Raw genomic sequence first — 20441 nt, forward strand, 5'->3', positions numbered from 1 at the left:
TACCTCGTCCACGCCTCCCGGCGTCGCGTAGCGTCGGGGCATGCGCAGGGAGCGACGGTGACCCGGATCGTGGCCGGCACGCTCGGCGGCCGGCGGATCGCCGCGCCACCGGGTGCCGGCACCCGGCCCACCTCCGACCGGGTCCGCGAGGCGCTGTTCAGCGCCGTGCACTCCCACGTCGACCTGGACGGGGCGCGCTTCGCCGACCTGTACGCAGGTTCCGGCGCGGTCGGTCTGGAGGCGCTGTCCCGGGGCGCGGCCCACGTGCTGCTCGTCGAGTCCGACGCGCGGGCCGCCCGGGTGATCCGGGAGAACATCGCCGCGCTGCGGGCCGCGCCGGCCGCGCGCCTGGTCACCGGCAAGGTCGCCACTGTGCTGGCGGCCGGGCCCACCGACGGGCCGTACGACGTGGTGTTCGCCGATCCGCCGTACGCGGTGCCGGACGCCGAGATCACCGCGATGCTGGCGGCCCTGGTCGGCGGCGGCTGGCTCGCCCCGGATGCCCTCGTGATCGTCGAGCGGTCCAGCCGTACCGGACCGGTCGCGTGGGTGGAAGGTGTCACTCCGGAGCGCAGCAGACGTTACGGCGAGACCACTCTTTGGTACGGTCGCCGATCATGAGACGTGCGGTCTGCCCGGGCTCGTTCGACCCGGTCACCAACGGACACCTCGACATCATCGGCCGGGCCAGCCGGCTGTTCGACGAGGTGATCGTCGGAGTGCTGGTCAACCAGTCGAAGCAGGGCCTGTTCACGGTCGAGGAGCGGATCGACATGCTCCACGAGGTGACCGCCTCGTACGACAACGTCCGGGTGGAGTCGTTCCGCGGCCTGCTCGTCGACTTCTGCCGGGCGCAGCAGGCGAGTGTGCTGATCAAGGGCCTGCGTGCGGTGAGCGACTTCGACTACGAGCTGCAGATGGCCCAGATGAACATCGGCCTGGCCGGCGTGGAGACGCTGTTCATGCCGACCAACCCGCTCTACTCGTTCATCTCGTCCAGCCTGATCAAGGACGTGGCGAAGTGGGGCGGCGACATCTCCGCCCACGTCCCCGACCTGGTCCGAGCCCAGCTCGCCGCCCGCCTCCGCCCCTGACCCCCGCCCCCGCCCGCCCCACCCCTCCGCCCCGCGATCTTGCACTTTCGGCCCGGACATTCCTCCCGCAAGGGACGAGTGCCGGGCCACAAGTGCAAGATCGCGGGGGAGGGGGGCCGGGCGGGCGACGCGCCGGGTGGGGCGGGTGGGGTGTGGGTGGCCTCGGCGCGACATGATGTCTGCAGCGCCGAGACGGGGCGCGAGGCCGCATGATGGAGGGCGGCCGACGAAGACAGGAGTGAGGTACCGGTGGACCCGCTCGATCGCATCGACGAACTGATCGCCATGGTGGAGCAGGCCCGCTCCGTCCCGATGTCGCGCAACAACTGCATGGTCGACCGGGGCGAGATGATCGCCGCGCTCGACGAGCTGCGCGCGGAGCTTCCCGCGGACCTGCGCCGGGCCGCCGCGCTGCTGGAGGAGCGGGACAAGATCATGGAGGCCGGCAAGCGTGAGGCCGACCGGATCATCAGCGAGGGTGAGGCGGAACACGCCCGGCTGGTCTCGGTCAACGAGATCACCGTCTCGGCCGAGCACGAGGGCGCCCGGATCATCGCCGAGGCACGGGCCGAGGCGCAGCGCCTCCGCGAGGAGGTGGACGACTACGTCGACACCGCGCTGGCCAACTTCGAGCAGTTCCTCACCCGGGCGCTGGCCTCGATAGAGCGTGGCCGCGACAAGATGCACGCGCTGCGTGAGATCGGCACCTTCGCCGGGGACGAGGCGGACCGCCCGCTACCCTTCTGAGCGGCGCGCGGGCCGGTCGCCGACAGCCGGCTGCCGTCGGGCCGGAGGTGAGCCCCCGGTTCGACGGTCCGCCCGTCTGGCAGGTAACCTTCTTTGTCGGCCTCTCAACGGCCGGAGTCTGACTATGCCCAAACACTCGCCAAGCACACTCGACCCCAGGTCGCCGCTGGTCCTCGACACGAGGGAACTGCCGCGCCGACCTGGCGCGTTGCGTATGCACAAGCGGGTCGTGCCGGCACCGGCGGACCTCGGCGTCGAGTTGATCGGCGTGCCGGAGGGCGCGGACCTCGACCTCGACCTGAGGTTGGAGTCGGTGTCCGAGGGCGTGCTCGTCTCCGGGACCGTCACCGGTCCCGTCAAGGGCGAGTGCGGCCGCTGCCTGCGCGAGATCGACGACTCGTTGGCCGTGACGATCCAGGAGCTGTACGCGTACGAGCACAGCACCACGGACGACACGACCGACGAGGACGAGGTGGGCCGGATGCAGGGCGATCTGATCGACCTGGAGCCGGCGTTGCGGGACGCGGTGGTGCTGGCGCTGCCGACGAACCCGCTCTGCCGGGAGGACTGCCCAGGCCTGTGCCCCGAGTGTGGGGTGCACTGGGACGATCTGCCGGCCGACCACAGCCATCAGCAGGTCGACCCGCGTTGGGCGAGCCTGACGCAACTGACCCGTACAGAGGAGTAAGAACCGTGGCCGTCCCCAAGCGCAAGATGTCGCGCAGCAACACCCGCGCCCGCCGGGCGAACTGGAAGGCCTCGGCGGTGGCGACCGTGGCCTGCCCGCAGTGCAAGTCGGCCAAGCTGCCGCACGCCGCCTGCTCCGTCTGCGGCACCTACAACGGCCGTCAGGTCCTCGAGGTCTGACCCGGCCGCCGAGTGACGTCCCCGACCACCGGTCGGGTGACGCGCGCACCAAGGCTCTCGCCCGGTGCCCCGGCTCCCGCCACCGCCGACCGGCTTCAGGTCGGCGGACCGTCGGAGCCGGGCACCGCGCGGATCGCCGTCGACCTCCTCGGCGGGGACGATGCTCCCGCCGTCGTGGTTGACGGCGCTCTGCGAGCGGTACGCACGGATCCCGCCCTGCACCTGCTGCTCGTCGGCCCGATCGAGGTGGCCGACGAGCTGATCGGTGCGCTCGAACCGGCCCAGCGCGCCCGGGTCACGGTCCGCCCGGTGCGGACCGCCGTCGGCATGGCCGACCATCCCACCGCCGCCCGCGGCGAGAGCACGGTACGCACCGCCGTGCATTCCGTCCGCGACGGACTCGCCGACGCGGTCGTCTCCGCCGGCTCGACCGGCGCCACGGTCACCGCCGCCGCGCTCGGCCTCGGCCGCTGGACCGGGATACGCCGGCCCGCGCTCGCCGCCACGCTGCCCGCCGTCGAAGGGCCGGTGGTGCTGCTCGACGTCGGCGGCACGCTCGAACCCGGCCCGGCCACGCTGGCCCGCCACGCCCTCCTCGGTGCCGCCTACGCGTCGGTGGCCCACGCCGTCACCGCGCCCCGCGTCGGGCTGCTCTCCGTCGGCCTCGAAACGGGCAAGGGCGACCGCCTGCGCCGGATCGCCGCGCCCGCGCTCGCCGCCGCGCCGCTGCCCTGCGACGGCCGCTACGTCGGCCTGGTCGAGGGGTACGACATCTCGCTCGGTGCCCGCGCCGACGTCGTGGTGACCGACGGCTTCACCGGAAACGTCCTGCTGAAAGCCATCGAGGGCGCGTACGCCATGGCCGGCGGCCCACCGTCACGCGGCGGCGCCCCGCGTGCCGCGGCCCTGCTCGGGGTGGGCGGCACCGTGGTCGTGTGCCACGGCGCGGCCGGCTCCGAGGACGTCGCCTCCGGTATCGCGCTGGCCGCCCACCTGTGGCGCCGTGACGCCGCCGGGACGGTCCGCGGCCTGCTCGACGACATCCCGCACGATCTCGCACCTGACCGACACGACACCGAGGTAGCACCATGACCAACGACAAGCGGCGGCGTGCTCCCGTCGGCCACCTGGAGGCGGCCTTCGGGGTGTCGCTCGACCCGGAGCTGCTGGAGCGCGCGCTGACCCACCGCTCGTACGCGTACGAGAACGGTGGCCTGCCCACGAACGAGCGGCTGGAGTTCCTGGGCGACTCGGTCCTCGGCGTGGTGATCACCACAGCGCTGTTCCACAACCACCCCGACCTGCCCGAGGGCCAGTTGGCGAAGCTGCGCGCCAGCGTGGTCAACATGCGGGCGCTCGCCGACGTGGCGCGTGGCCTCGGCCCGGACGGGCTCGGCGCGTACCTGCTGCTGGGCAAGGGCGAGGAGGCCACCGGCGGACGGGACAAGGCGAGCATCCTGGCCGACACGCTGGAGGCGCTGCTGGGCGCGATCTACCTCCAGTACGGCCTGGACACCGCGGCCATCGTGATCCACCGGCTGTTCGACCCGCTGATGGCCGAGTCGGCGGGCCGGGGCGCGGCGCTGGACTGGAAGACCAGCCTCCAGGAGCTGACCGCCGCGCTCGGGCTCGGCGTGCCCGAGTACCGGATCGAGGGCACCGGGCCGGACCACCTCAAGACGTTCACCGCCTGGGTGGTGGTGGCCGGCAACCGCTACGGCGGCGCGGAGGGGCGCAGCAAGAAGGAGGCCGAGCAGCGGGCGGCCGAGTCGGCCTGGCGCACGCTCACCGAGCAGGCCGAGGCGGCGGCACGGGCCGAGGCGGACGCGGCGGCGCAGGCCCAGGACGGGACGAGCCCGCAGGCCGACACGACGGATGTCGAGGCGGGCGCCGGCCGTGCCTGAGCTGCCCGAGGTCGAGACCGTCCGGGTGGGACTCGCCCAGTGGGTGATCGGCCGGCGGATCGCCGCCGTCGAGGTACGCCACCCGAGGGCGGTACGCCGGCACGCGCCCGGTGGTGCGCACTTCGCCGACGTGCTCGCCGGACGGACGATCACCGGCGTACGGCGCCGGGGCAAGTACCTCTGGCTGCCGCTGGACAGCGGCGACGCGGTGATCGGCCACCTCGGCATGTCCGGCCAGCTGCTGTTGCAGCCGGTCGGAGCGGCCGACGAGCTGCACCTGCGGGTCCGGTTCCGGTTCGCCGACGACGGGCCGGAGCTGCGCTTCGTCGACCAGCGCACGTTCGGTGGGCTGTCCGTGTCCGAAGGCGGGGCGGAGCTGCCCGCCGAGATCGCGCACATCGCCCGCGACCCGATGGACACGGAGTTCTCCGACGAGGCGTTCGTGGCGGCGCTGCGCCGCAAGCGTACGGAGGTCAAACGCGCGCTGCTCGACCAGACGCTGATCTCCGGGGTGGGCAACATCTACGCCGACGAGGCACTGTGGCGGGCGAAGCTGCACGGCGCCCGCCCGGCCGACGCGCTCACCCGTCCGGCCGCGCTGCGGCTGCTCGGGCACGTCCGGGACGTGCTCGCCGAGGCGATCAAGCAGGGCGGCACCAGCTTCGACGAGCTGTACGTCAACGTCAACGGCGAGAGCGGCTACTTCGACCGGTCGCTCAACGCGTACGGCCGGGAGGGGGAGCCCTGCCCGCGCTGCGGCGCGCCGATCCGGCGCGAGGCGTTCATGAACCGGTCCTCCTACAGTTGCCCGCGATGCCAGCCGCGGCCCCGGGGCACCCTCCGGGGATGACCCCGAGCCGGTTCGGGGTTGCGCCGGTGTGCATCGCCAGGCGGTCCCCGGAGACGCGCCGGAGCGTACCCGGAGATGCCCTTTTCCGCCCGGTCCGCGCGGCCGGAACCGGCCGCGCGGACCTCGCCGCCCGGATCGGGGACGAGCGGGGGCCGTTCCCCGATGCCGGGGCCCCGCCTGCTGCCTAGCGTCATCCTGGGTCGGCGCAGGGCCGGCATCAGGAGGGTGGAACCCGGGACATGGGCAGGCGACCGGTGACCGTGCGGCTGGCACGGTGGAGTGCGGAGCATCCGTGGCGCGCGATCGCGTTGTGGGTGGTCTTCGTGGCGGTGTGCTTCGTCGGCGGCAGCGCCGCCGGGCTGAACGAGGCCACCGACGAGGATCAGGCGATCGGCGAGTTCGGACGGGCACAGCTGATCGTCGACAGTGGCGGGTTCGACCAGCCGGCCACGGAGAACGTGCTGATCACCGCCCGGTCGGGTCCGCTCGACCAGGCCGCCGCGAAGGCCGCCGCGCAGGACGCGGCGGACCGGCTGCGGCAGGTCGACGGCGTGGCGTCGATCGGTACGCCGATGCCGTCGCGCGACGGCAGCGCGCTGCTGGTGCCGATCACCATGTCGGGCGACCCGGGCACCGCCGGGGACCGGGTGCAGCCGCTGCGGGACACCACCGCGAAGGTGCAGGTCGCGCACCCGCAACTGCGGGTGGAGCAGGTCGGCGGCCCGTCGATCGACAAGGCGCTCGACGACACGCTCGGCAAGGACTTCAAGCGCGCCGAGCTGCTCAGCCTGCCGGTGACGCTGGCCATCCTGATCATCGCGTTCGGCGCGCTGATCGCCGCCGGGGTGCCGGTGCTGCTGGCGCTCTCCTCGGTGGCCGCCGCGATGGGTCTGTCCACACTCGCGTCGCACCTGGTGCCGGCCACCGACACCACCGCGAGCGTGATCCTGCTGATCGGCATGGCGGTCGGTGTGGACTACTCGCTGTTCTACGTGCGGCGGGAACGGGAGGAACGGGCGAAGGGCCGGTCCGGCCTGGACGCCGTGGAGATCGCGGCGGAGACCTCCGGGCACGCCGTGGTGGTCTCCGGCACCGCCGTGATCATCTCGATGGGCGGTCTGCTGCTCGCTCAGGACGCGATCTTCTCCTCGCTGGCGGTCGGCTCGATCCTGGTGGTGGCGGTCGCCGTGATCGGCTCGCTCACAGTGCTGCCGGCGCTGCTGGCGAAGCTGGGCCGCTGGGTGGACCGGCCGCGGGTGCCGCTGCTGTGGCGCCTCACCGCCCCGCGCACCGGGCGGGACGGGCAGCCGGCGCGGCCCCGGTTCTGGCCGGCGGTGCTCAAGCCGGCGCTGCGCGCGCCGGTGGCCACGCTGCTGATCTCGGTGGCGCTGCTGCTCGCGCTCGCCGCGCCCGCGCTCGGCATGAAGCTGAAGTTCCCCGGCCCGGAGGACGTGCCGCGCAACACCGCGGCCATGCAGGCGTACGACCGGCTCACCGCGGCCTTCCCGAGCAACGGCACCAGTCACACGGTGGCCGTGCGGGCGCCCGCCGAGCAGGCCGACCGGGTGCGGGCCGCGCTCACCGACCTGGCCGGCCGTACCGCCGCCGATCCGCTCTTCGCGCCGGCCGAGGGGGACGGCCCGGAGATCCAGGTGTCGGCGGACCGGCGGGTGTCGGTGCTGGAGGTGGCCACGCCGCACGCCAGCCGCTCCGACGAGGCGTCCCGGTCGCTGCACGAGCTGCGCGAGGACCTGGTCCCGGCCACGCTCGGCGGCATCCCGGGCGTGGAGTACGCGGTCGGCGGCGGCGTGGCCGCCAGTGAGGACTACGCCGCCCACATCTGGGCGAAGCTGCCGATCGTCGCGGCGTTCGTGCTGGCGCTGACGTTCCTGGTGATGGCGTGGACGTTCCGGTCGGTGGTGGTGGCGCTGACCTCGATCATGCTGAACCTGCTCTCCGCCGGCGCCGCGTACGGGCTGCTGGTGCTGGTCTTCCAGAGCGACTGGGCGGAGGGACTGCTCGGCTTCACCTCGATGGACGCGATCGTCACCTGGCTGCCGCTGTTCCTGTTCGTGGTGCTGTTCGGACTGTCCATGGACTACCACGTGTTCGTGGTGAGCCGGATCCGCGAGGCGGTCGACCGGGGGATGCCCAACCGGGAGGCGGTGGCGCACGGCATCACCTCCTCGGCCGGGGTGGTGACCAGCGCGGCGGTGGTGATGGTGGCGGTGTTCTCCATCTTCGCCACGCTCAGCATGATCGACTTCAAGCAGCTCGGCATCGGCCTGGCGGCGGCGATCCTGCTGGACGCCACGATCATCCGCGCGGTCGTGCTCCCGTCGGTGATGACGCTGCTGGGTGACGCGAACTGGTGGGCGCCGCGCTTCATGCGCCGCCGTACGGCCGCCCCGGCGGTCGAGCCGCCGCCCGCACCGGCGCCGGAGCTGGTCGGCGCCCGCTGACCAGGGCGCCCAGGCGGCGTACGGCCCGCACGACATGCCCCGGGAGTCACGGCTCCCGGGGCATGCCGGTTCCGGGTCTTCGCCGTGGATTAAGGCCCCGACCAGCGGGGCATCTCGGCCGCCATGGGCGAACAGCTGTCGCCGGCGGCCCGTCGCGCCTCGGCCTCCGCATCCCGCCGGCGGGCGTCGTGAGCACCGACGCCGACGGGCGGGGGCGCCGGGGCGTCAGGGCAGCGTGCACGGCTCCCGCCAGGAGTCCAGCTGGCGGTCCTTGCGGATCGAGGCGAAGCCGTAGCCGACCGAGGTGACGCAGAAGTCCGCCGGCTCGCCGGTGTACTCGACGTGGAAGACCGGCTTGCCGGCGTCGACGAACGGCAGCAGCTTCGCGCACTCGCGGCGGCGTACGCACTCCTGGTTGACCGCGAAGTCGAAGTCGGGGGCCAGCGCGGCCACCTGCGCGACGTCGTCGACCAGGCCGGGGGAGAGGTCCAGCTTGCGGGCCAGCCCGGCCAGCCGGCGGTTGAACAGCAGCTGGTCGTCGAAGTCCAGCGGGAAGCCGGAGCGGTGCCGGTAGCCGTCCGCGTCGGCGAACGCCACCGCGCCGAAACCCTTGCCCCGGCACAGCCGGAACCGGTCGGCCAGCACCGGCGCGAGCGCGTCCCAGTTCCGTACGTCCAGGAAGCGGCTTCCCGGCCGCCCCGGCACGGCCGTGCCGCGTACGGCGGCGGGGAAGCGGGTGGCGTCCGGTTCGTCGGCGGCGTACGTGCCGACCCGGACGTGGCAGACCAGCCGGCGGTCCTGCTCGCGCAGCGCGGCGGTCTCGGCCGAGGTGGTCGCCACCGGGTCGAGGAGGAAGACGTCGGCGTCGACGGTGGTGTCCACCGGGGTGGTGAGCTGCCACTGCCACCGCCAGCTGCCGGCCTGGGCGGCCGGCCAGGGCGTGGGCGCGCCGGGCGGCGTGATCGGCCGGCGGCAGGCCGGCACCGGGGCGAGCAGCAGCGCGGTCAGCGCGAGCGCCACGCCCCGGCGCGGGCCACGTCGGCGGACGTGGGCCGGCCGGGAGCGCGGCACGGCCCACACCGGCCGGATCCGCATCGACAGCTCCCCGGACGCGGGCGGCCCGACGCCGCCCCCGACCGGTCAACGAGCGCCGGGCCGGTCACGACGCGCGGTCAGCTCGGGGTGGCGAAGACCTGCGTCCAGTACGGCCCGTTGCTGCGCGCAACGCCCACACCGATCTGGGTGTACGAGCAGTTGAGGATGTTCTTCCGGTGGCCTTCGGAGTTCATCCAGCCCTCCATGACCGCCGCCGGGGTCTGGTAGTTCCAGGCCACGTTCTCGCCCACCATGCGGTAGCTGTAGCCGGCGGCCTTGACCCGGTCCCAGGGCTGGCTGCCGTCGCTGCCCGTGTGGTCCATCTTCTTGTGGTCGGCCTGGTCCTGGCTGTGCCGCTGGGCGGCCAGGTTCAGCTTGGCGTTGACGGTGAGCGCCTTGCAGCCGGCCTTCGCCCGCTCCTGGTTGACGATCGTGACGACCTTCTGGAGTTCGGCGCTGAGCCCGGTCGTGGCGGTGGCCTTGGTGCTCGTGGAGCCGCCGCTCGACCCGCTCGACCCGCCGCCGCTCGGGGCGCTGCTGCGCTCCTGCTGCCGCGACGGTGCGGTGCTGCGGCTCGGCTTAGGGGTGGCCTTCTTCGTCGGGCTCGGCGCGGCGGTGGTCGGTACGGCCGACGGGCTCGCCGACTCGGGTGCGAGCGCGTCGGCCGGCCCCTCCTCGGTGCCGTCGGGCGCCTGCGGCGCGGCGGCCACCGGGGCGTCGGCGGACGTGCGCTTGGTGCCCTGGTCGTCGCCGGGCAGCAGGACGGCGCCCACGCCGAGGCTCACCACGAGCGTCGCCGCGGCGGCGGCCCCGCCGATCACGAGCGGCCGGGACAGGCGCCGCTTCGGGCGCCGGTCGTCGGCGGGGGTGTCGGTCGCCGGCTGCCAGGTCGCGGCGGGCTGCTCCCAGCGGCCGGCCGGCTGCTCGTGCCCCTGCCAGGCGGTGGGCTGCTCATGGCCCTGCCACGCCGCGGGCTGTTCCTGGCCCTGCCACGCGGGCTCCTGGCCGTGCCAGGCGGCGGTCGGCTGCTCCTCGCCGTTCCACCGGTCCCGGGGCGGCGGGTAGGAGCCGGCCGGTCCGTAGGCCGGGGGCGCGCTCTCGGGGCGGTAGCCCTCGGCGGCCGGCGCGGGTCCGTGACCGGCGGGCGGCTGCTGCGCTCCGTCCCCGAACAGGTACGACGACCGCGGCTCGGGCCGGTCGCTGAGCCACGCCGGACCCTCGTCGGTCGGCGGCTCGGGACGCCGGCGGGCGCCCTCCGGTTCGATCGGGTCGTTCCAGCGGTACACGCCTGTCCCCTCCACGGGTCGGTTGCGGGCCCGGGTGACGCTACGGGTGCGCTCCAAGCTGCGGCAACGTGGCTAAGAAAGAGTTAAGGCGAAGCCGGCGGCAAGGATGAGTCGTTCACACATTTCCGGCGTACAGTAAAGGCGTCCGGACAGAGCGTGTCCGCGCCTTGTGGCAGCCCCCCGGCGAGTGGACCGGCCGACGTGGAGATGATCTACGGCCTTGGTCAACTTGACGAAGGAGGGGGTTTCGGCTCAATATGTAGGTGTCGCCAGTCGCGCCCAGCCATGCCCCGATGCAGTGGGAATGGTAGCCGCGAACATCATGGGCGCGCGTTGGCCGGCCTTTCCGGCAGCGCACATCAAGGAGTCAGCATGGCGAAGGCCCTCTACGGCCACGTAAGTGCAGCGCCCGACCGGCGTCTGCTCGACGAGGTCACCCGACTGCGTGCCAGGGTTCAGGCACTGGAGTTCGAGATCACGCGTCTGCGCGCCGACAACGATCGGCTCGCGGCGGCAGCGGCGGAGGCGGATGACCTCCTCCGTCTGGCTGAGCCCGCACTGACCTGATCTCCAGTTGTCGAAAAACTGAATCGCACCACACCGAAAAGCGCGCCGACACTCAAGTGCCGGCGCGCAGCCATGTTCGTACCCCTTTTCGTCGCTGCCGCCGCAATTATCGATCTTGCGGAACCGCCCGGAATTGCGCCCGGTAATTGTGATCATGCATTTCCGTTCCCTCCGCGACCACCGGGCCGAAAGCGGACAGCCGGTCCGGCGGGTGGGTCGCGTGGCGGCGGCGCCCCGGTCCCGGGTTAGTCTGCGGGTTCACCAGGTCCGCGCAGCCGGCGACGGTACGGCGGCCACCGGACGAGGATCGAGAAGGTGCATCTCAAGAGCCTGACGGTGAAGGGCTTCAAATCCTTCGCCTCCGCCACGACGTTGAAGCTGGAGCCCGGGATCACCTGCGTGGTGGGCCCGAACGGCTCCGGCAAGTCCAACGTCGTCGACGCCATCGCCTGGGTGCTCGGCGAGCAGGGCGCCAAGGCGCTGCGCGGCGGCAAGATGGAGGACGTCATCTTCGCCGGCACCGCCGGGCGGGCGCCGCTGGGCCGGGCGGAGGTCACCCTCACCATCGACAACACCGACGGCGCGCTGCCGATCGAGTACACCGAGGTCTCCATCACCCGCCGGATGTTCCGCTCCGGCGAGAGCGAGTACGAGATCAACGGCGACTCCTGCCGTCTGCTGGACATCCAGGAGCTGCTGTCCGACTCGGGCATCGGCCGCGAGATGCACATCATCGTCGGGCAGGGCCGGCTCGACGGGATGCTGCACGCCAAGCCGGAGGACCGGCGGGCGTTCATCGAGGAGGCGGCGGGCGTCCTCAAGCACCGCAAGCGCAAGGAGAAGGCGCTGCGGAAGCTCGACGCGATGCAGACCAACCTCAACCGTCTGACCGACCTCACCGCGGAGCTGCGCCGCCAGCTCAAGCCGCTGGGCCGGCAGGCCGAGGTGGCCCGCCGCGCCGCCGGGATCCAGGCCAACCTGCGCGACGCCCGGCTGCGGCTGCTCGCCGACGACCTGCACACGCTGCGGACCACACTGGACAAGGAGATCGCCGACGAGACCGCGCTGCGCGAGCGGCGCGAGCTGATCGAGGCCGAGCACGGCGAGGTGCAGGGCCGCCTCGGCGAGCTGGAGGCGGCGCTGGCCGAGGACGCGCCGCTGCTCGCGGCGGCGCAGGACACCTGGTACCGCCTCTCCGCGCTCCAGGAGCGGTTCCGCTCGATCGAGCAGTTGGCCCGGGAGCGGCTGCGTCACCTCAGCGCCGCCGGCGACGACGAGCGCCCCGGCCGCGACCCGCAGCAGCTGGAGGCGGAGTCGCGGCGCGTACGCGAGCAGGAGGAGGAGCTGCGCGCCGCGCTCACCGAGGACCAGATCCGGCTGGCCGAGGCGGTCGAGCACCGCCAGGAGCTGGAACGGCAGCTCGCCGCGGCCGAGCGGGAACTGGTCGCCGCTGCCAAGGCCATCGCCGACCGGCGGGAGGGGCTGGCCCGCCTGACCGGCCAGGTCAACTCCGCCCGGGCGCGGACCACGAGCGCGGGCGAGGAGACCGAACGGCTGGCCGCCGCGCACACCGACGCGATGGGCCGGGCCGAGAAGGCGCAGGCCGACCTGGACGCGGTCGCCGAACAGTCCACCGAGGCGGACCGGGACAACGCCGACCTGGACGCCCGGCACGACGAGGCGGTGGCCGTGCACGAGCGGGCCCAGGCGGCGGTGCGCAGCCTGGCCGACGGTGAGCGCGCCGCCGAGAAGGACGCCGCCACCTGGAAGGCCCGCGAGGAGGCGCTCGCCATGGGCCTGCGCCGCAAGGACGGCGCCGGTGAGCTGCTCGCCCGCGCCGACCAGGTGCCGGGGCTGCTCGGCAGCCTCGCCGGGCTGCTCACCGTCGCCCCCGGTGAGGAGGCGGCACTGGCCGCCGCGCTGGGTGGCCTGGCCGACGCGGTGGCGGTCAGCGGCGTGGACGAGGCGGTCGAGGCGATGCGGCTGCTGAAGATCTCCGACGCCGGCCGGGCCGGGCTGCTCGTCGGCAGCCCCGCCGGGCCGGGCATGGACGGCTCCGCCGACGCGCTGCGCCCGAAGCTGCCCGAGGGCGCCCGCTGGGCCCCGGACCTGGTGGAGTGCTCGGCCGCGATCCGCCCGGCCGTGCACCGGGCGCTGCGCGACGTGGCGCTCGTCGACGACCTGGCCGCCGCGTCCGCGCTCGTCGCCGCGAACCCGGAACTTCGCGCGGTCACCCCCGACGGCGACGTGGTCGGTGCGTACGCGGCGGCGGGCGGGTCGGCCAAGGCGCCGAGCTTCATCGAGGTGCAGGCCGCCGTCGAGGAGGCGCGCGCCAACCGGGCCACCGCCGAACGCACCGCCGCCGAGCTGCGCGAACAGCTGGCCGAGGCGCGCGCCGAGGTGACCGCCGCCAAGGAGGCGGTGCAGCATGCCGCCGCCGCCAAGCGGGAGGCGGAGAGCCACCGCAACGCCGCCGCGCGCCGCCTCGCCGAACTGGGCGCCGCCGCCCGCTCGGCGAAGGCGGAGACCGACCGTCTCGGCGAGTCCCGGGCCCGCGCCGAGGCGGCCCGGGAACGGGATCTGGCCGCGCTCGCCGAGTTGGAGGAACGGCTCCGGCTGGCCGAGGCCACCCCGATCGACGCCGAGCCGTCCACCGAGGAGCGGGACCAGCTCGCAGCCATGGTGCCGCAGGCACGGCAGAACGAGATGGAGGTCCGGCTCGCGGTGCGTACCGCCGAGGAGCGGGTGGCCTCGATCGCCGGGCGGGCCGACTCGCTGGCCCGGCAGGCCACCGCCGAACGGGCGGCGCGGGAGCGCGCCGCGGCCCGGCGCGCGGCCCGTACGCGCGGCGCCCAGATCGCCCGGGCCGTGGTCGGCGGCGCCCGCGAGGCGCTCACCCGGCTCACCGTCTCGATCGCCCGGGCCGAGGAGCACCGCGACGCCGTCGCCCGCGAGCGCGCCGCCCGCGAGGCCGAGCTGTCCGAGGTACGCGGCGCGGCCAAGCGCCTCGCCGCCGAGCTGGAACGGCTCACCAGCCAGGTGCACCGCGACGAGGTGGCCCGCGCCGAGCAGCGGATGCGCATCGAGCAGCTGGAGGCGAAGGCCGCCGAGGACTTCGGGCTGGACGTGGCCACGCTCGTCGCCGAGTACGGCCCGGACCGGCTGGTCCCGCCGACCGACGCGGACGTGGCGCTGGCCGAGAAGGACGGCCGGCCGGTGCCCGAGCCGGTCCGCTACGAGCGGCCGGTGCAGGAGAAGCGGGCGGCCAAGGCGGAGCGGGAACTGGCCCTGTTGGGCAAGGTGAACCCGCTCGCGCTGGAGGAGTTCGCGGCGCTGGAGGAGCGCTTCAAGTTCCTCTCCGAGCAGCTGGAGGATCTCAAGGCCACCCGGCGCGACCTGCTCACAGTGGTCAAGGACGTGGACGACCGCATCCTGGAGGTCTTCGCCAGCGCGTTCGAAGACACCGCCCGGGAGTTCGAGCAGGTCTTCACAGTGCTGTTCCCCGGCGGCGAGGGCCGGTTGGTGCTCACCGACCCGGAGGACCTGCTCACCACCGGTGTCGAGGTCGAGGCCCGCCCGCCGGGCAAGAAGATCAAGCGGCTCTCGCTGCTCTCCGGCGGGGAGCGGTCGCTGACCGCCGTGGCGATGCTCGTGGCGATCTTCCGCGCCCGGCCCAGCCCGTTCTACATCATGGACGAGGTGGAGGCGGCGCTCGACGACGTGAACCTGGGCCGCCTGATCACGCTGCTGGCGCAGTTGCGGGAGAAGAGCCAGCTCATCGTGATCACGCACCAGAAGCGGACCATGGAGATCGCCGACGCGCTCTACGGGGTGACCATGCGCGCCGGTGTGACCCAGGTGATCAGCCAGCGGCTCAACCGGGCCGACGACGAGGAACAGGTGACGAGCGAGTGAGTCGGGAACGCGCCACGGCGCTCCTGGTGGACTTCGACGGCGTGCTGCGCCGCTGGGATCCGGCGGTGGCCGCGGGTGTCGAGCGGGAGTACGGGCTGACCGAGGGTGTCCTCGGTGAGATCGCGATGTCCTGGGGAATGCTCCAGCCGGTGCTCACCGGCCAGGTCAGCCACGCCCAGTGGATGATGAGCGTCGCCGACGCGCTGACCCCCGCGGTCGGCGTGGATCGGGCGCGTGCGGCCGTTGCGGAGTGGCAGAGCTACCGCGGCGAGGTCGACCCGGAGGTGCTGGCGTTCGTCCGCGAGGTGCGGGCGGCGGGCATCCGGGTGGGGCTGGGCACCAACGCCACCGACCTGCTCGACGCCGACCTGGCCGCGCTGGGCCTGACCGAGGAGCTGGACGTGATCGTCAACTCCTCGGTCATCGGGGTGCACAAGCCGGCGAAGGAGTACTTCCAGGCCGCCTGCGAGGCACTGGGGACGCCGCCGGGGCGGGTGCTGTTCGTCGACGACGAGGACCGCGCGGTGGCCGGTGCCCGGGTGGCGGGCCTGTCCGCGCACCGCTGGAGCGGCCCGGCCGACCTGCGGTACCTGCGGGCGGCGCTGGCGTACTGAGCCGGGTCAGCTTCCGGTCACGCCGTCGACGCGTTCCCGGATCAGGTCCGCGTGGCCGTTGTGCCGGGCGTACTCCTCGATCACGTGCACGTACACCCAGCGGAGGCTGATCTCGCCGGTGCTGCCGTCGGGCAGGCGGTGCCGGAACGTGTGGTCCAGCGGCAGGTCGGCAACGGCCCGGTCGGCCGCCTCGATCTCGGCCCGCAGCGTGGCGAACGCCTCGGCCGGGTCCGCGTCGGCGATGTCGTTGAGGTCGGCGTCCGGGTCGGTGCTGTAGTCGTAGAGGTCCGGCAGGTCCAGGCCGGCGGCGCGGTGGCGGAACCACCACCGTTCGACGTCGGCCAGGTGCCGGACCAGGCCGAGCAGCGTCAGCCCGGAGGGCTCCACGCTCGGTGTGCGCAGTTGCTCGGCGGTCAGCCCGGCGCACTTGTGTTGCAGGGTGTCACGGTGGAGGTCGAGCCAGCCTTGCAGCATGGTGCGCTCGTCGGCGACGTAGGGCTCGTGGCGGCGGTCGATCTCGGGTGCGGTCCAGGTCATCCGAGGGATGCTAGGTGAGCGCCGGGCACGCCGCGACGCGTTAACCGCCGGGTCACGGCACCACGACGACCGGCCAGCGGCCGGTGCGGACCAGCCGGGTGGCGACCGAGCCGACCAGCCTGTGCCCGGCCTGCTCGGAGGAGCCGACCACCACCATGTCGGCGCGGTGCTCGTCGGCGGCCCGGCACAGCTCGGTGTAGGCGTCGCCGCGCCGGCACAGGAACGTCACCGGCAGGTCCAGTTCCTCGGCCCCGCGCCGGCACTCGGCGCGCAGCTCGTCGGCCAGCTCGTCGTGGGTCTGCTGGACCGCCCCGGCCACCACGCCGGAGAGCATCGCGCTGTACGAGGCCGGCGAGCTGACGAACACCGCCACCAGCGTGGCGCCCTGCCGCCGGGCCAGTCCGGCGGCGTACGCGGCGGCGCGCATCGAGGTGCGGCTGCCGTCCACGCCGACGAGGACCACCCGTGGCCCGTCCGTACCCCGTTCGTAGGGCAGCGGACGGGTCCGCGGGCCGTACCGCTCACGTTCCGCGGCGTCCATCGTCAGTCTCCCGCTCGCGCCGGGATCGCGTCGGCCGTCTCCCGCCCGGCGGGGACCGGCTCGGCGTTGGAGCGGCGCAGCGGCACCTCCCGGATGAGGACCACCGCGACGAGGGCGAGCAGCCCGAACGGTGCGGCGGCCAGGAAGATGTCACCGGCGGCGTGGCCGTACGCGGCCTCGACCACGTCCCGGATCGGGCCGGGCAGCGTGTGCACGTCCGGCAGCCCGCCGCCGCCCGACCCGGAGGCCGGGATGCCGAGGCGGCTCAGGCCGTCGGCCATGTAGCCGGTGACCCGGTGCCCGAGCACCGCGCCGAGCGCGCTCACGCCGATCGCGCCGCCGAGGCTGCGGAAGAACGCCACCACCGAGCTGGCCGCGCCGAGTTCGTCCGGGCGGACCGTGTTCTGCACGGCCAGCACCAGGTTCTGCATGCTCATGCCGACGCCGAGGCCGATCAGCGCCATGAACACGGCGAGGTGCCAGTACGGGGTGTCCGCGCGCATGGTGCCCATCAGCGCGAAGCCGGCGGTGAGCAGCACCGAACCGATGACCAGCCAGCTCTTCCAGCGGCCGGTGGCGGTGATGATCCGGCCGACCACCGTGGAGGAGACCAGCAGGCCGCCGATCATCGGGAGCGTCATCAGGCCGGACATGGTCGGGCTGGCGCCGCGGCTGATCTGGAAGTACTGCCCGAGGAACACCGAGGCGCCGAACATGCCGACGCCGACCGCGATGCTGGCGACGACGGCGAGCGTGATGGTGCGGTTGCGGAACAGCCGCGGCGGGATCATCGGGTCGGCGGCACGCTTCTCGACCCGGGCGGCGAGCACGCCGAGCGCCGCCGCGCCGGCCACCATCACGCCGCTCTGCCAGGAGATCCAGTCGTACTTGTCGCCGGCCAGCGTGATCCAGACGAGCAGCAGCGAGACGGCGGCGGTGATGAGCGTGGCGCCCCACCAGTCGATCTTCACCTCGCGCTTGACCACCGGAAGGCGCAGCGTCCGCTGGAGCACGACCAGGGCGAGCACGGCGAACGGCACGCCGACGTAGAAGCACCAGCGCCAGCCGAGCCAGGAGGTGTCCACGATCACGCCGCCGATCAGCGGGCCGCCGATGGTGCCGACGGCCATCACGGCGCCGAGGTAGCCGCTGTACCGGCCGCGCTCGCGCGGCGCGATCATCGTCGCCATGATCACCTGGGCGAGGGCGGTGAGGCCGCCCGCGCCGACGCCCTGCACGACCCGGCAGGCGATCAGCTCACCGGTGGTCTGTGCCTGCCCGGCGAGCACCGAGCCCAGCACGAAGACCACCAGGGAGAGCTGGACCAGCAGCTTCTTGCTGAACAGGTCGGAGAGCTTGCCCCAGATGGGCGTGGTCGCGGTGGTCGCCAGCAGCGTCGAGGTGACCACCCAGGTGTACGCGGACTGGCCGCCGCGCAGGTCGGTGATGATCCGCGGCAGCGCGTTGGAGACGACCGTGGAGGAGAGGATCGCGACGAACATGCCCAGCAGCAGGCCGGAGAGCGCCTCCAGGATCTGCCGGTGGGACATGTCGACGGCGGTCGCCCGTGCGGGCGCAGTCGCCTGAGTCATCGTGGATTGCCTCCGGAGCGGGGGAGAAAGGTTGCTTTGGGCAACCGTATGAGGTGGTTGCCCAAAGCAACAACTTCACCCGGGCGGGCTTTGTTCCAGGTGGGGCCGGGTCAGAACGACTCGTTGAAGCGGTGCATCAGGCGGGCGAGGTCCGCGACGTCCTCTTGCGGCCAGCTTTCGAGGGAACGCCTTATCTGTCCGAGTCGGGCCGCCCGGGCCGCGTCGAACCGCCGGGTGCCCTCCTCGGTGAGGCTGAGCTGGGCCGCCCGGCGGTCCGTCGGGTCCGGGTCGCGGCGGACCAGGCCCAGCGCCTCCAGCCCGCCGATCTGGCGGCTGAGCGTGCCCTTGCCGATGCCCAGCTTCGCGGCCAGGTCGGTGAGCCGGATCGAGCCCGAGCGGCGCAGCCAGAGCAGCAGGCCGTACGCGTTGGGCTCCAGATTCGGGTGGACCTCGCGGGCGATCTCCCAGGACAGCGCCCGGCCGCGGCGCAGCAACGCGGTCAACTCGTGCTCCACGGCGCGCAGCGTCTCGTCCACGCTCAGAGGGTACTCAGTCCCCGTCGCTGAGTTGCTGTTGCGCCACCGGCCGCAGCTCGCCGTCGCTGGTCGTGCCCTCGATCACCACGGCGGCCTTACGGCCCTGGTGGGTGAGCGTGGCCACCGCGTTGCCGAAATAGGGCCCGGCCAGCTTCCGCCAGCGCACCGGCGGGCGGCGTACCCCGGCCGAACGCGCCAGCGCCCGGGTCGCCCCGGCTGGGCCGGGGTTCCAGCCGAGCGTCATCAGCGGGCGCATGCCGGCCGGCACCTGGTTGTGGATCGGCGAACAGGTGAGCTGGTGCACGGGCGTGCGGACGTCGCGGTCGGCGAACCGGGCCCGGGCCACGTACGAGTGGTGCACGTCACCGGAGAGCACGCTGATCGAGGCCGGTCGCGCGTACGCCGGCCCGGCGCCCACCCGCGCCCCGGTGCGGGGCGCGGTGCCGCTGCCCAGCCGCGCGAACAGCTCGCCCAGCGCCTCGAACGAGCGCCGGAACGCCGCCCAGTGCTCCAGGTCCAGGGCCCGGCGGATCTGCTCGGAGAGCCGGGCCACCCAGGGCCGGCTGGAGTCGGCCAGGCGCTCGTTCCACGCCTCGACGTGGTGGATGCCCGGCGGCAGCAGCCACGGCAGCGAGCTGCCCACCACCAGGTGGTCGTAGGTGCCGTGCGCCTGGTCGAGGAACCACGACCACTCGCCCGGCGGCAGCATCGCCCGGTTGCCCGGCTGGAGCACCCGGCTGGACCGGTTGTCCAGCATGACCAGGCGGGTACGGCCCAGGTCCAGCGCGTAGCTCCACTGGTACTGCACGGCCCGCCAGCGCTCGGTGTCGTGCGCCAGGTCGGCCTCCTTGTCGACCCGCTCGCCGAACTCGTGCAGCACGCTCGTGGCGTCCTCGGCGGCCATCACCTTCGCGTACACCGGATCGGCGGCGATCTCGTCCGGGCTCAGGTTGCCCAGGTGCTGATAGACCCAGTAGGAGGCGAGGCCGCTGCGGATCCGCTCGGCCCACCACGGCTGCTCGCGCATGTCCGCGCGCCACGACTGCGAGGTGTTCCAGTCGTCGATCACCTCGTGGTCGTCGAAGATCATCACGCTCGGCACGGTGGAGAACAGCCAGCGGATCTCCGGGTCGCGCCACGACTCCAGGTAGAGCTTGGTGTACTCGTCGAAGCTGACCACCTGCGTCGCCGGGGCGTCCTTCGGCCGCCGCCGGCGCCGCTTGAGCAGCCGCCGCACCGTCGGCGAGGTCTCGTCCGCGTACACCTGGTCGCCGAGCAGCACCAGCAGGTCGGGCAGCGCGGCGTCGTCGGGCGCGGCCATCACCCGCCGGGCGTACGCGTCGAGCGCGTCCGGCGGCAGCTTCCGCGCGGTGGAGTGCTGGGTGGTCTCCCGGCAGGAGCCGAACAGCAGCCGCACCGGCTGGTCCGCGTCGTCGAGCGCGCGGGTCCGGATCACGCTGGGCGGGAACGACGAGTCGGGCAGCGGCCACGCCACCTCGTCGTCGATCAGCACCTCGTAGGTCGTGACGCTGTCCGGGGTGAGCCCGGTCACCACCACGATCGCGTAGTGGTGGTCGTACGCGGAGAAGGTCGGTGCGCTGCCGGTGGCGCCGTCGGCCGTGCGGACGGTGACCACCGCGGGCGCGCTCGTCTCGACCCAGACGGTCGCCCGCGTGTCGACGACCCGGCGCAGCAACGGGCCGATGAGCAGGCGGGAACCGGGCACGACATACACCTCCGACAAGATCGTTTCGGCTGTTCCCTACCCGGCCGGCGGTTGCGGTACGCCTTCCGGTGCGAGCGTACCCGCAGGTTGTTCGCGTGCCGAGGCGGT

Annotated in this window: 19 protein-coding genes; 12 read left to right on the plus strand and 7 right to left on the minus strand. The window is 73.4% G+C overall.

Translation table 11 applies throughout. The features are described 5' to 3' along the window. Positions 1-57: 57 nt before the first annotated feature. The 9 genes from rsmD to ACN27D_RS22840 all read left to right on the plus strand — a co-directional run bounded on the left by rsmD (position 58) and on the right by ACN27D_RS22840 (position 7924). The gene (rsmD, locus tag ACN27D_RS22800) at positions 58-621 is read left to right on the plus strand and encodes a 16S rRNA (guanine(966)-N(2))-methyltransferase RsmD (RefSeq protein ID WP_421499956.1); all 564 of its coding nucleotides are present in this window, start codon (positions 58-60) and stop codon (positions 619-621) included. After that, positions 618-1094, plus strand: a complete 477-nt coding sequence (gene coaD, locus ACN27D_RS22805; protein WP_120571198.1) for a pantetheine-phosphate adenylyltransferase — start codon at positions 618-620, stop codon at positions 1092-1094. Before rsmD ends, coaD begins: the two co-directional genes overlap by 4 nt. A 249-nt stretch (positions 1095-1343) precedes the next feature. Next, complete coding sequence (locus tag ACN27D_RS22810; protein ID WP_018786307.1) at positions 1344-1841, plus strand: hypothetical protein; 498 nt, start codon at positions 1344-1346, stop codon at positions 1839-1841. A gap of 124 nt (positions 1842-1965) precedes the next feature. Next, entirely contained in the window at positions 1966-2529 is a 564-nt protein-coding gene (locus ACN27D_RS22815; RefSeq protein WP_421499957.1) for a YceD family protein, read from the plus strand. Between the two features lie 5 nt (positions 2530-2534). Then, positions 2535-2708: a 50S ribosomal protein L32 gene (gene rpmF / locus ACN27D_RS22820; protein WP_030500827.1), complete on the plus strand. Its 174-nt coding sequence runs from the start codon at positions 2535-2537 to the stop codon at positions 2706-2708. 132 nt (positions 2709-2840) lie between these two features. Next, positions 2841-3800: a phosphate acyltransferase PlsX gene (locus ACN27D_RS22825; protein ID WP_421501184.1), complete on the plus strand. Its 960-nt coding sequence runs from the start codon at positions 2841-2843 to the stop codon at positions 3798-3800. Continuing rightward, positions 3797-4612 (plus strand): ribonuclease III, encoded by an 816-nt coding sequence (rnc, locus tag ACN27D_RS22830; RefSeq protein WP_120571195.1) that lies wholly within the window; start codon positions 3797-3799, stop codon positions 4610-4612. The genes ACN27D_RS22825 and rnc overlap by 4 nt, the downstream gene beginning before the upstream one ends. Next, positions 4605-5462, plus strand: coding sequence for a bifunctional DNA-formamidopyrimidine glycosylase/DNA-(apurinic or apyrimidinic site) lyase (mutM, locus tag ACN27D_RS22835; RefSeq protein ID WP_421499958.1), 858 nt, complete (start codon positions 4605-4607; stop codon positions 5460-5462). Before rnc ends, mutM begins: the two co-directional genes overlap by 8 nt. Positions 5463-5701: 239 nt before the next feature. Then, positions 5702-7924: an MMPL family transporter gene (locus ACN27D_RS22840; RefSeq protein ID WP_421499959.1), complete on the plus strand. Its 2223-nt coding sequence runs from the start codon at positions 5702-5704 to the stop codon at positions 7922-7924. A gap of 225 nt (positions 7925-8149) precedes the next feature. Here the strand turns inward: ACN27D_RS22840 and ACN27D_RS22845 are convergent, their stop codons facing one another. Together ACN27D_RS22845 and ACN27D_RS22850 are read right to left on the minus strand one after the other, a co-directional pair. Then, positions 8150-9019: an endo alpha-1,4 polygalactosaminidase gene (locus ACN27D_RS22845; RefSeq protein WP_421499960.1), complete on the minus strand. Its 870-nt coding sequence runs from the start codon at positions 9017-9019 to the stop codon at positions 8150-8152. Positions 9020-9096: 77 nt separating this feature from the next. Then, positions 9097-10305, minus strand: coding sequence for a CAP domain-containing protein (locus ACN27D_RS22850; RefSeq protein WP_421499961.1), 1209 nt, complete (start codon positions 10303-10305; stop codon positions 9097-9099). A 372-nt stretch (positions 10306-10677) separates the two neighbouring features. Between ACN27D_RS22850 and ACN27D_RS22855 the strand changes: the two genes are divergently transcribed. The 3 genes from ACN27D_RS22855 (at position 10678) to ACN27D_RS22865 (ending at position 15401) form a co-directional block, all read left to right on the plus strand. Beyond that, positions 10678-10872, plus strand: a complete 195-nt coding sequence (locus ACN27D_RS22855; protein WP_013284566.1) for a hypothetical protein — start codon at positions 10678-10680, stop codon at positions 10870-10872. Positions 10873-11187: 315 nt separating this feature from the next. Further along, complete coding sequence (gene smc, locus ACN27D_RS22860; RefSeq protein ID WP_421499962.1) at positions 11188-14787, plus strand: chromosome segregation protein SMC; 3600 nt, start codon at positions 11188-11190, stop codon at positions 14785-14787. After that, positions 14784-15401: an HAD family hydrolase gene (locus ACN27D_RS22865; protein ID WP_120571189.1), complete on the plus strand. Its 618-nt coding sequence runs from the start codon at positions 14784-14786 to the stop codon at positions 15399-15401. Before smc ends, ACN27D_RS22865 begins: the two co-directional genes overlap by 4 nt. Positions 15402-15407: 6 nt before the next feature. Here the strand turns inward: ACN27D_RS22865 and ACN27D_RS22870 are convergent, their stop codons facing one another. The 5 genes from ACN27D_RS22870 to ACN27D_RS22890 form a co-directional block, all read right to left on the minus strand. Beyond that, positions 15408-15938, minus strand: coding sequence for a DinB family protein (locus ACN27D_RS22870; RefSeq protein WP_120571188.1), 531 nt, complete (start codon positions 15936-15938; stop codon positions 15408-15410). A 52-nt stretch (positions 15939-15990) separates the two neighbouring features. Beyond that, positions 15991-16479 (minus strand): universal stress protein, encoded by a 489-nt coding sequence (locus ACN27D_RS22875; RefSeq protein WP_358170202.1) that lies wholly within the window; start codon positions 16477-16479, stop codon positions 15991-15993. Positions 16480-16481: 2 nt separating this feature from the next. Then, complete coding sequence (locus ACN27D_RS22880) at positions 16482-18071, minus strand: MDR family MFS transporter (RefSeq protein ID WP_121685479.1); 1590 nt, start codon at positions 18069-18071, stop codon at positions 16482-16484. A 110-nt stretch (positions 18072-18181) separates the two neighbouring features. Next, the gene (locus tag ACN27D_RS22885; protein ID WP_120571185.1) at positions 18182-18607 is read right to left on the minus strand and encodes a MarR family winged helix-turn-helix transcriptional regulator; all 426 of its coding nucleotides are present in this window, start codon (positions 18605-18607) and stop codon (positions 18182-18184) included. 13 nt (positions 18608-18620) lie between these two features. After that, complete coding sequence (locus ACN27D_RS22890; RefSeq protein WP_121685480.1) at positions 18621-20333, minus strand: alkaline phosphatase D family protein; 1713 nt, start codon at positions 20331-20333, stop codon at positions 18621-18623. Positions 20334-20441: the final 108 nt, after the last annotated feature.

This window comes from Micromonospora sp. WMMD1274, assembly GCF_049179035.1.
Taxonomy (GTDB): Bacteria; Actinomycetota; Actinomycetes; order Mycobacteriales; family Micromonosporaceae; genus Micromonospora; species Micromonospora tulbaghiae.

Bases quoted from the DNA above. Each gene is read 5' to 3' on its own strand.
- coaD (WP_120571198.1), top strand. From the start codon at position 618: ATGAGACGTGCGGTCTGCCCGGGCTCGTTCGACCCGGTCACCAACGGA.
- ACN27D_RS22815 (WP_421499957.1), top strand. From the start codon at position 1,966: ATGCCCAAACACTCGCCAAGCACACTCGACCCCAGGTCGCCGCTGGTC.
- rnc (WP_120571195.1), top strand. From the start codon at position 3,797: ATGACCAACGACAAGCGGCGGCGTGCTCCCGTCGGCCACCTGGAGGCG.
- ACN27D_RS22840 (WP_421499959.1), top strand. From the start codon at position 5,702: ATGGGCAGGCGACCGGTGACCGTGCGGCTGGCACGGTGGAGTGCGGAG.
- ACN27D_RS22845 (WP_421499960.1), bottom strand. From the start codon at position 9,019: ATGCGGATCCGGCCGGTGTGGGCCGTGCCGCGCTCCCGGCCGGCCCAC.
- ACN27D_RS22855 (WP_013284566.1), top strand. From the start codon at position 10,678: ATGGCGAAGGCCCTCTACGGCCACGTAAGTGCAGCGCCCGACCGGCGT.
- ACN27D_RS22870 (WP_120571188.1), bottom strand. From the start codon at position 15,938: ATGACCTGGACCGCACCCGAGATCGACCGCCGCCACGAGCCCTACGTC.
- ACN27D_RS22875 (WP_358170202.1), bottom strand. From the start codon at position 16,479: ATGGACGCCGCGGAACGTGAGCGGTACGGCCCGCGGACCCGTCCGCTG.
- ACN27D_RS22880 (WP_121685479.1), bottom strand. From the start codon at position 18,071: ATGACTCAGGCGACTGCGCCCGCACGGGCGACCGCCGTCGACATGTCC.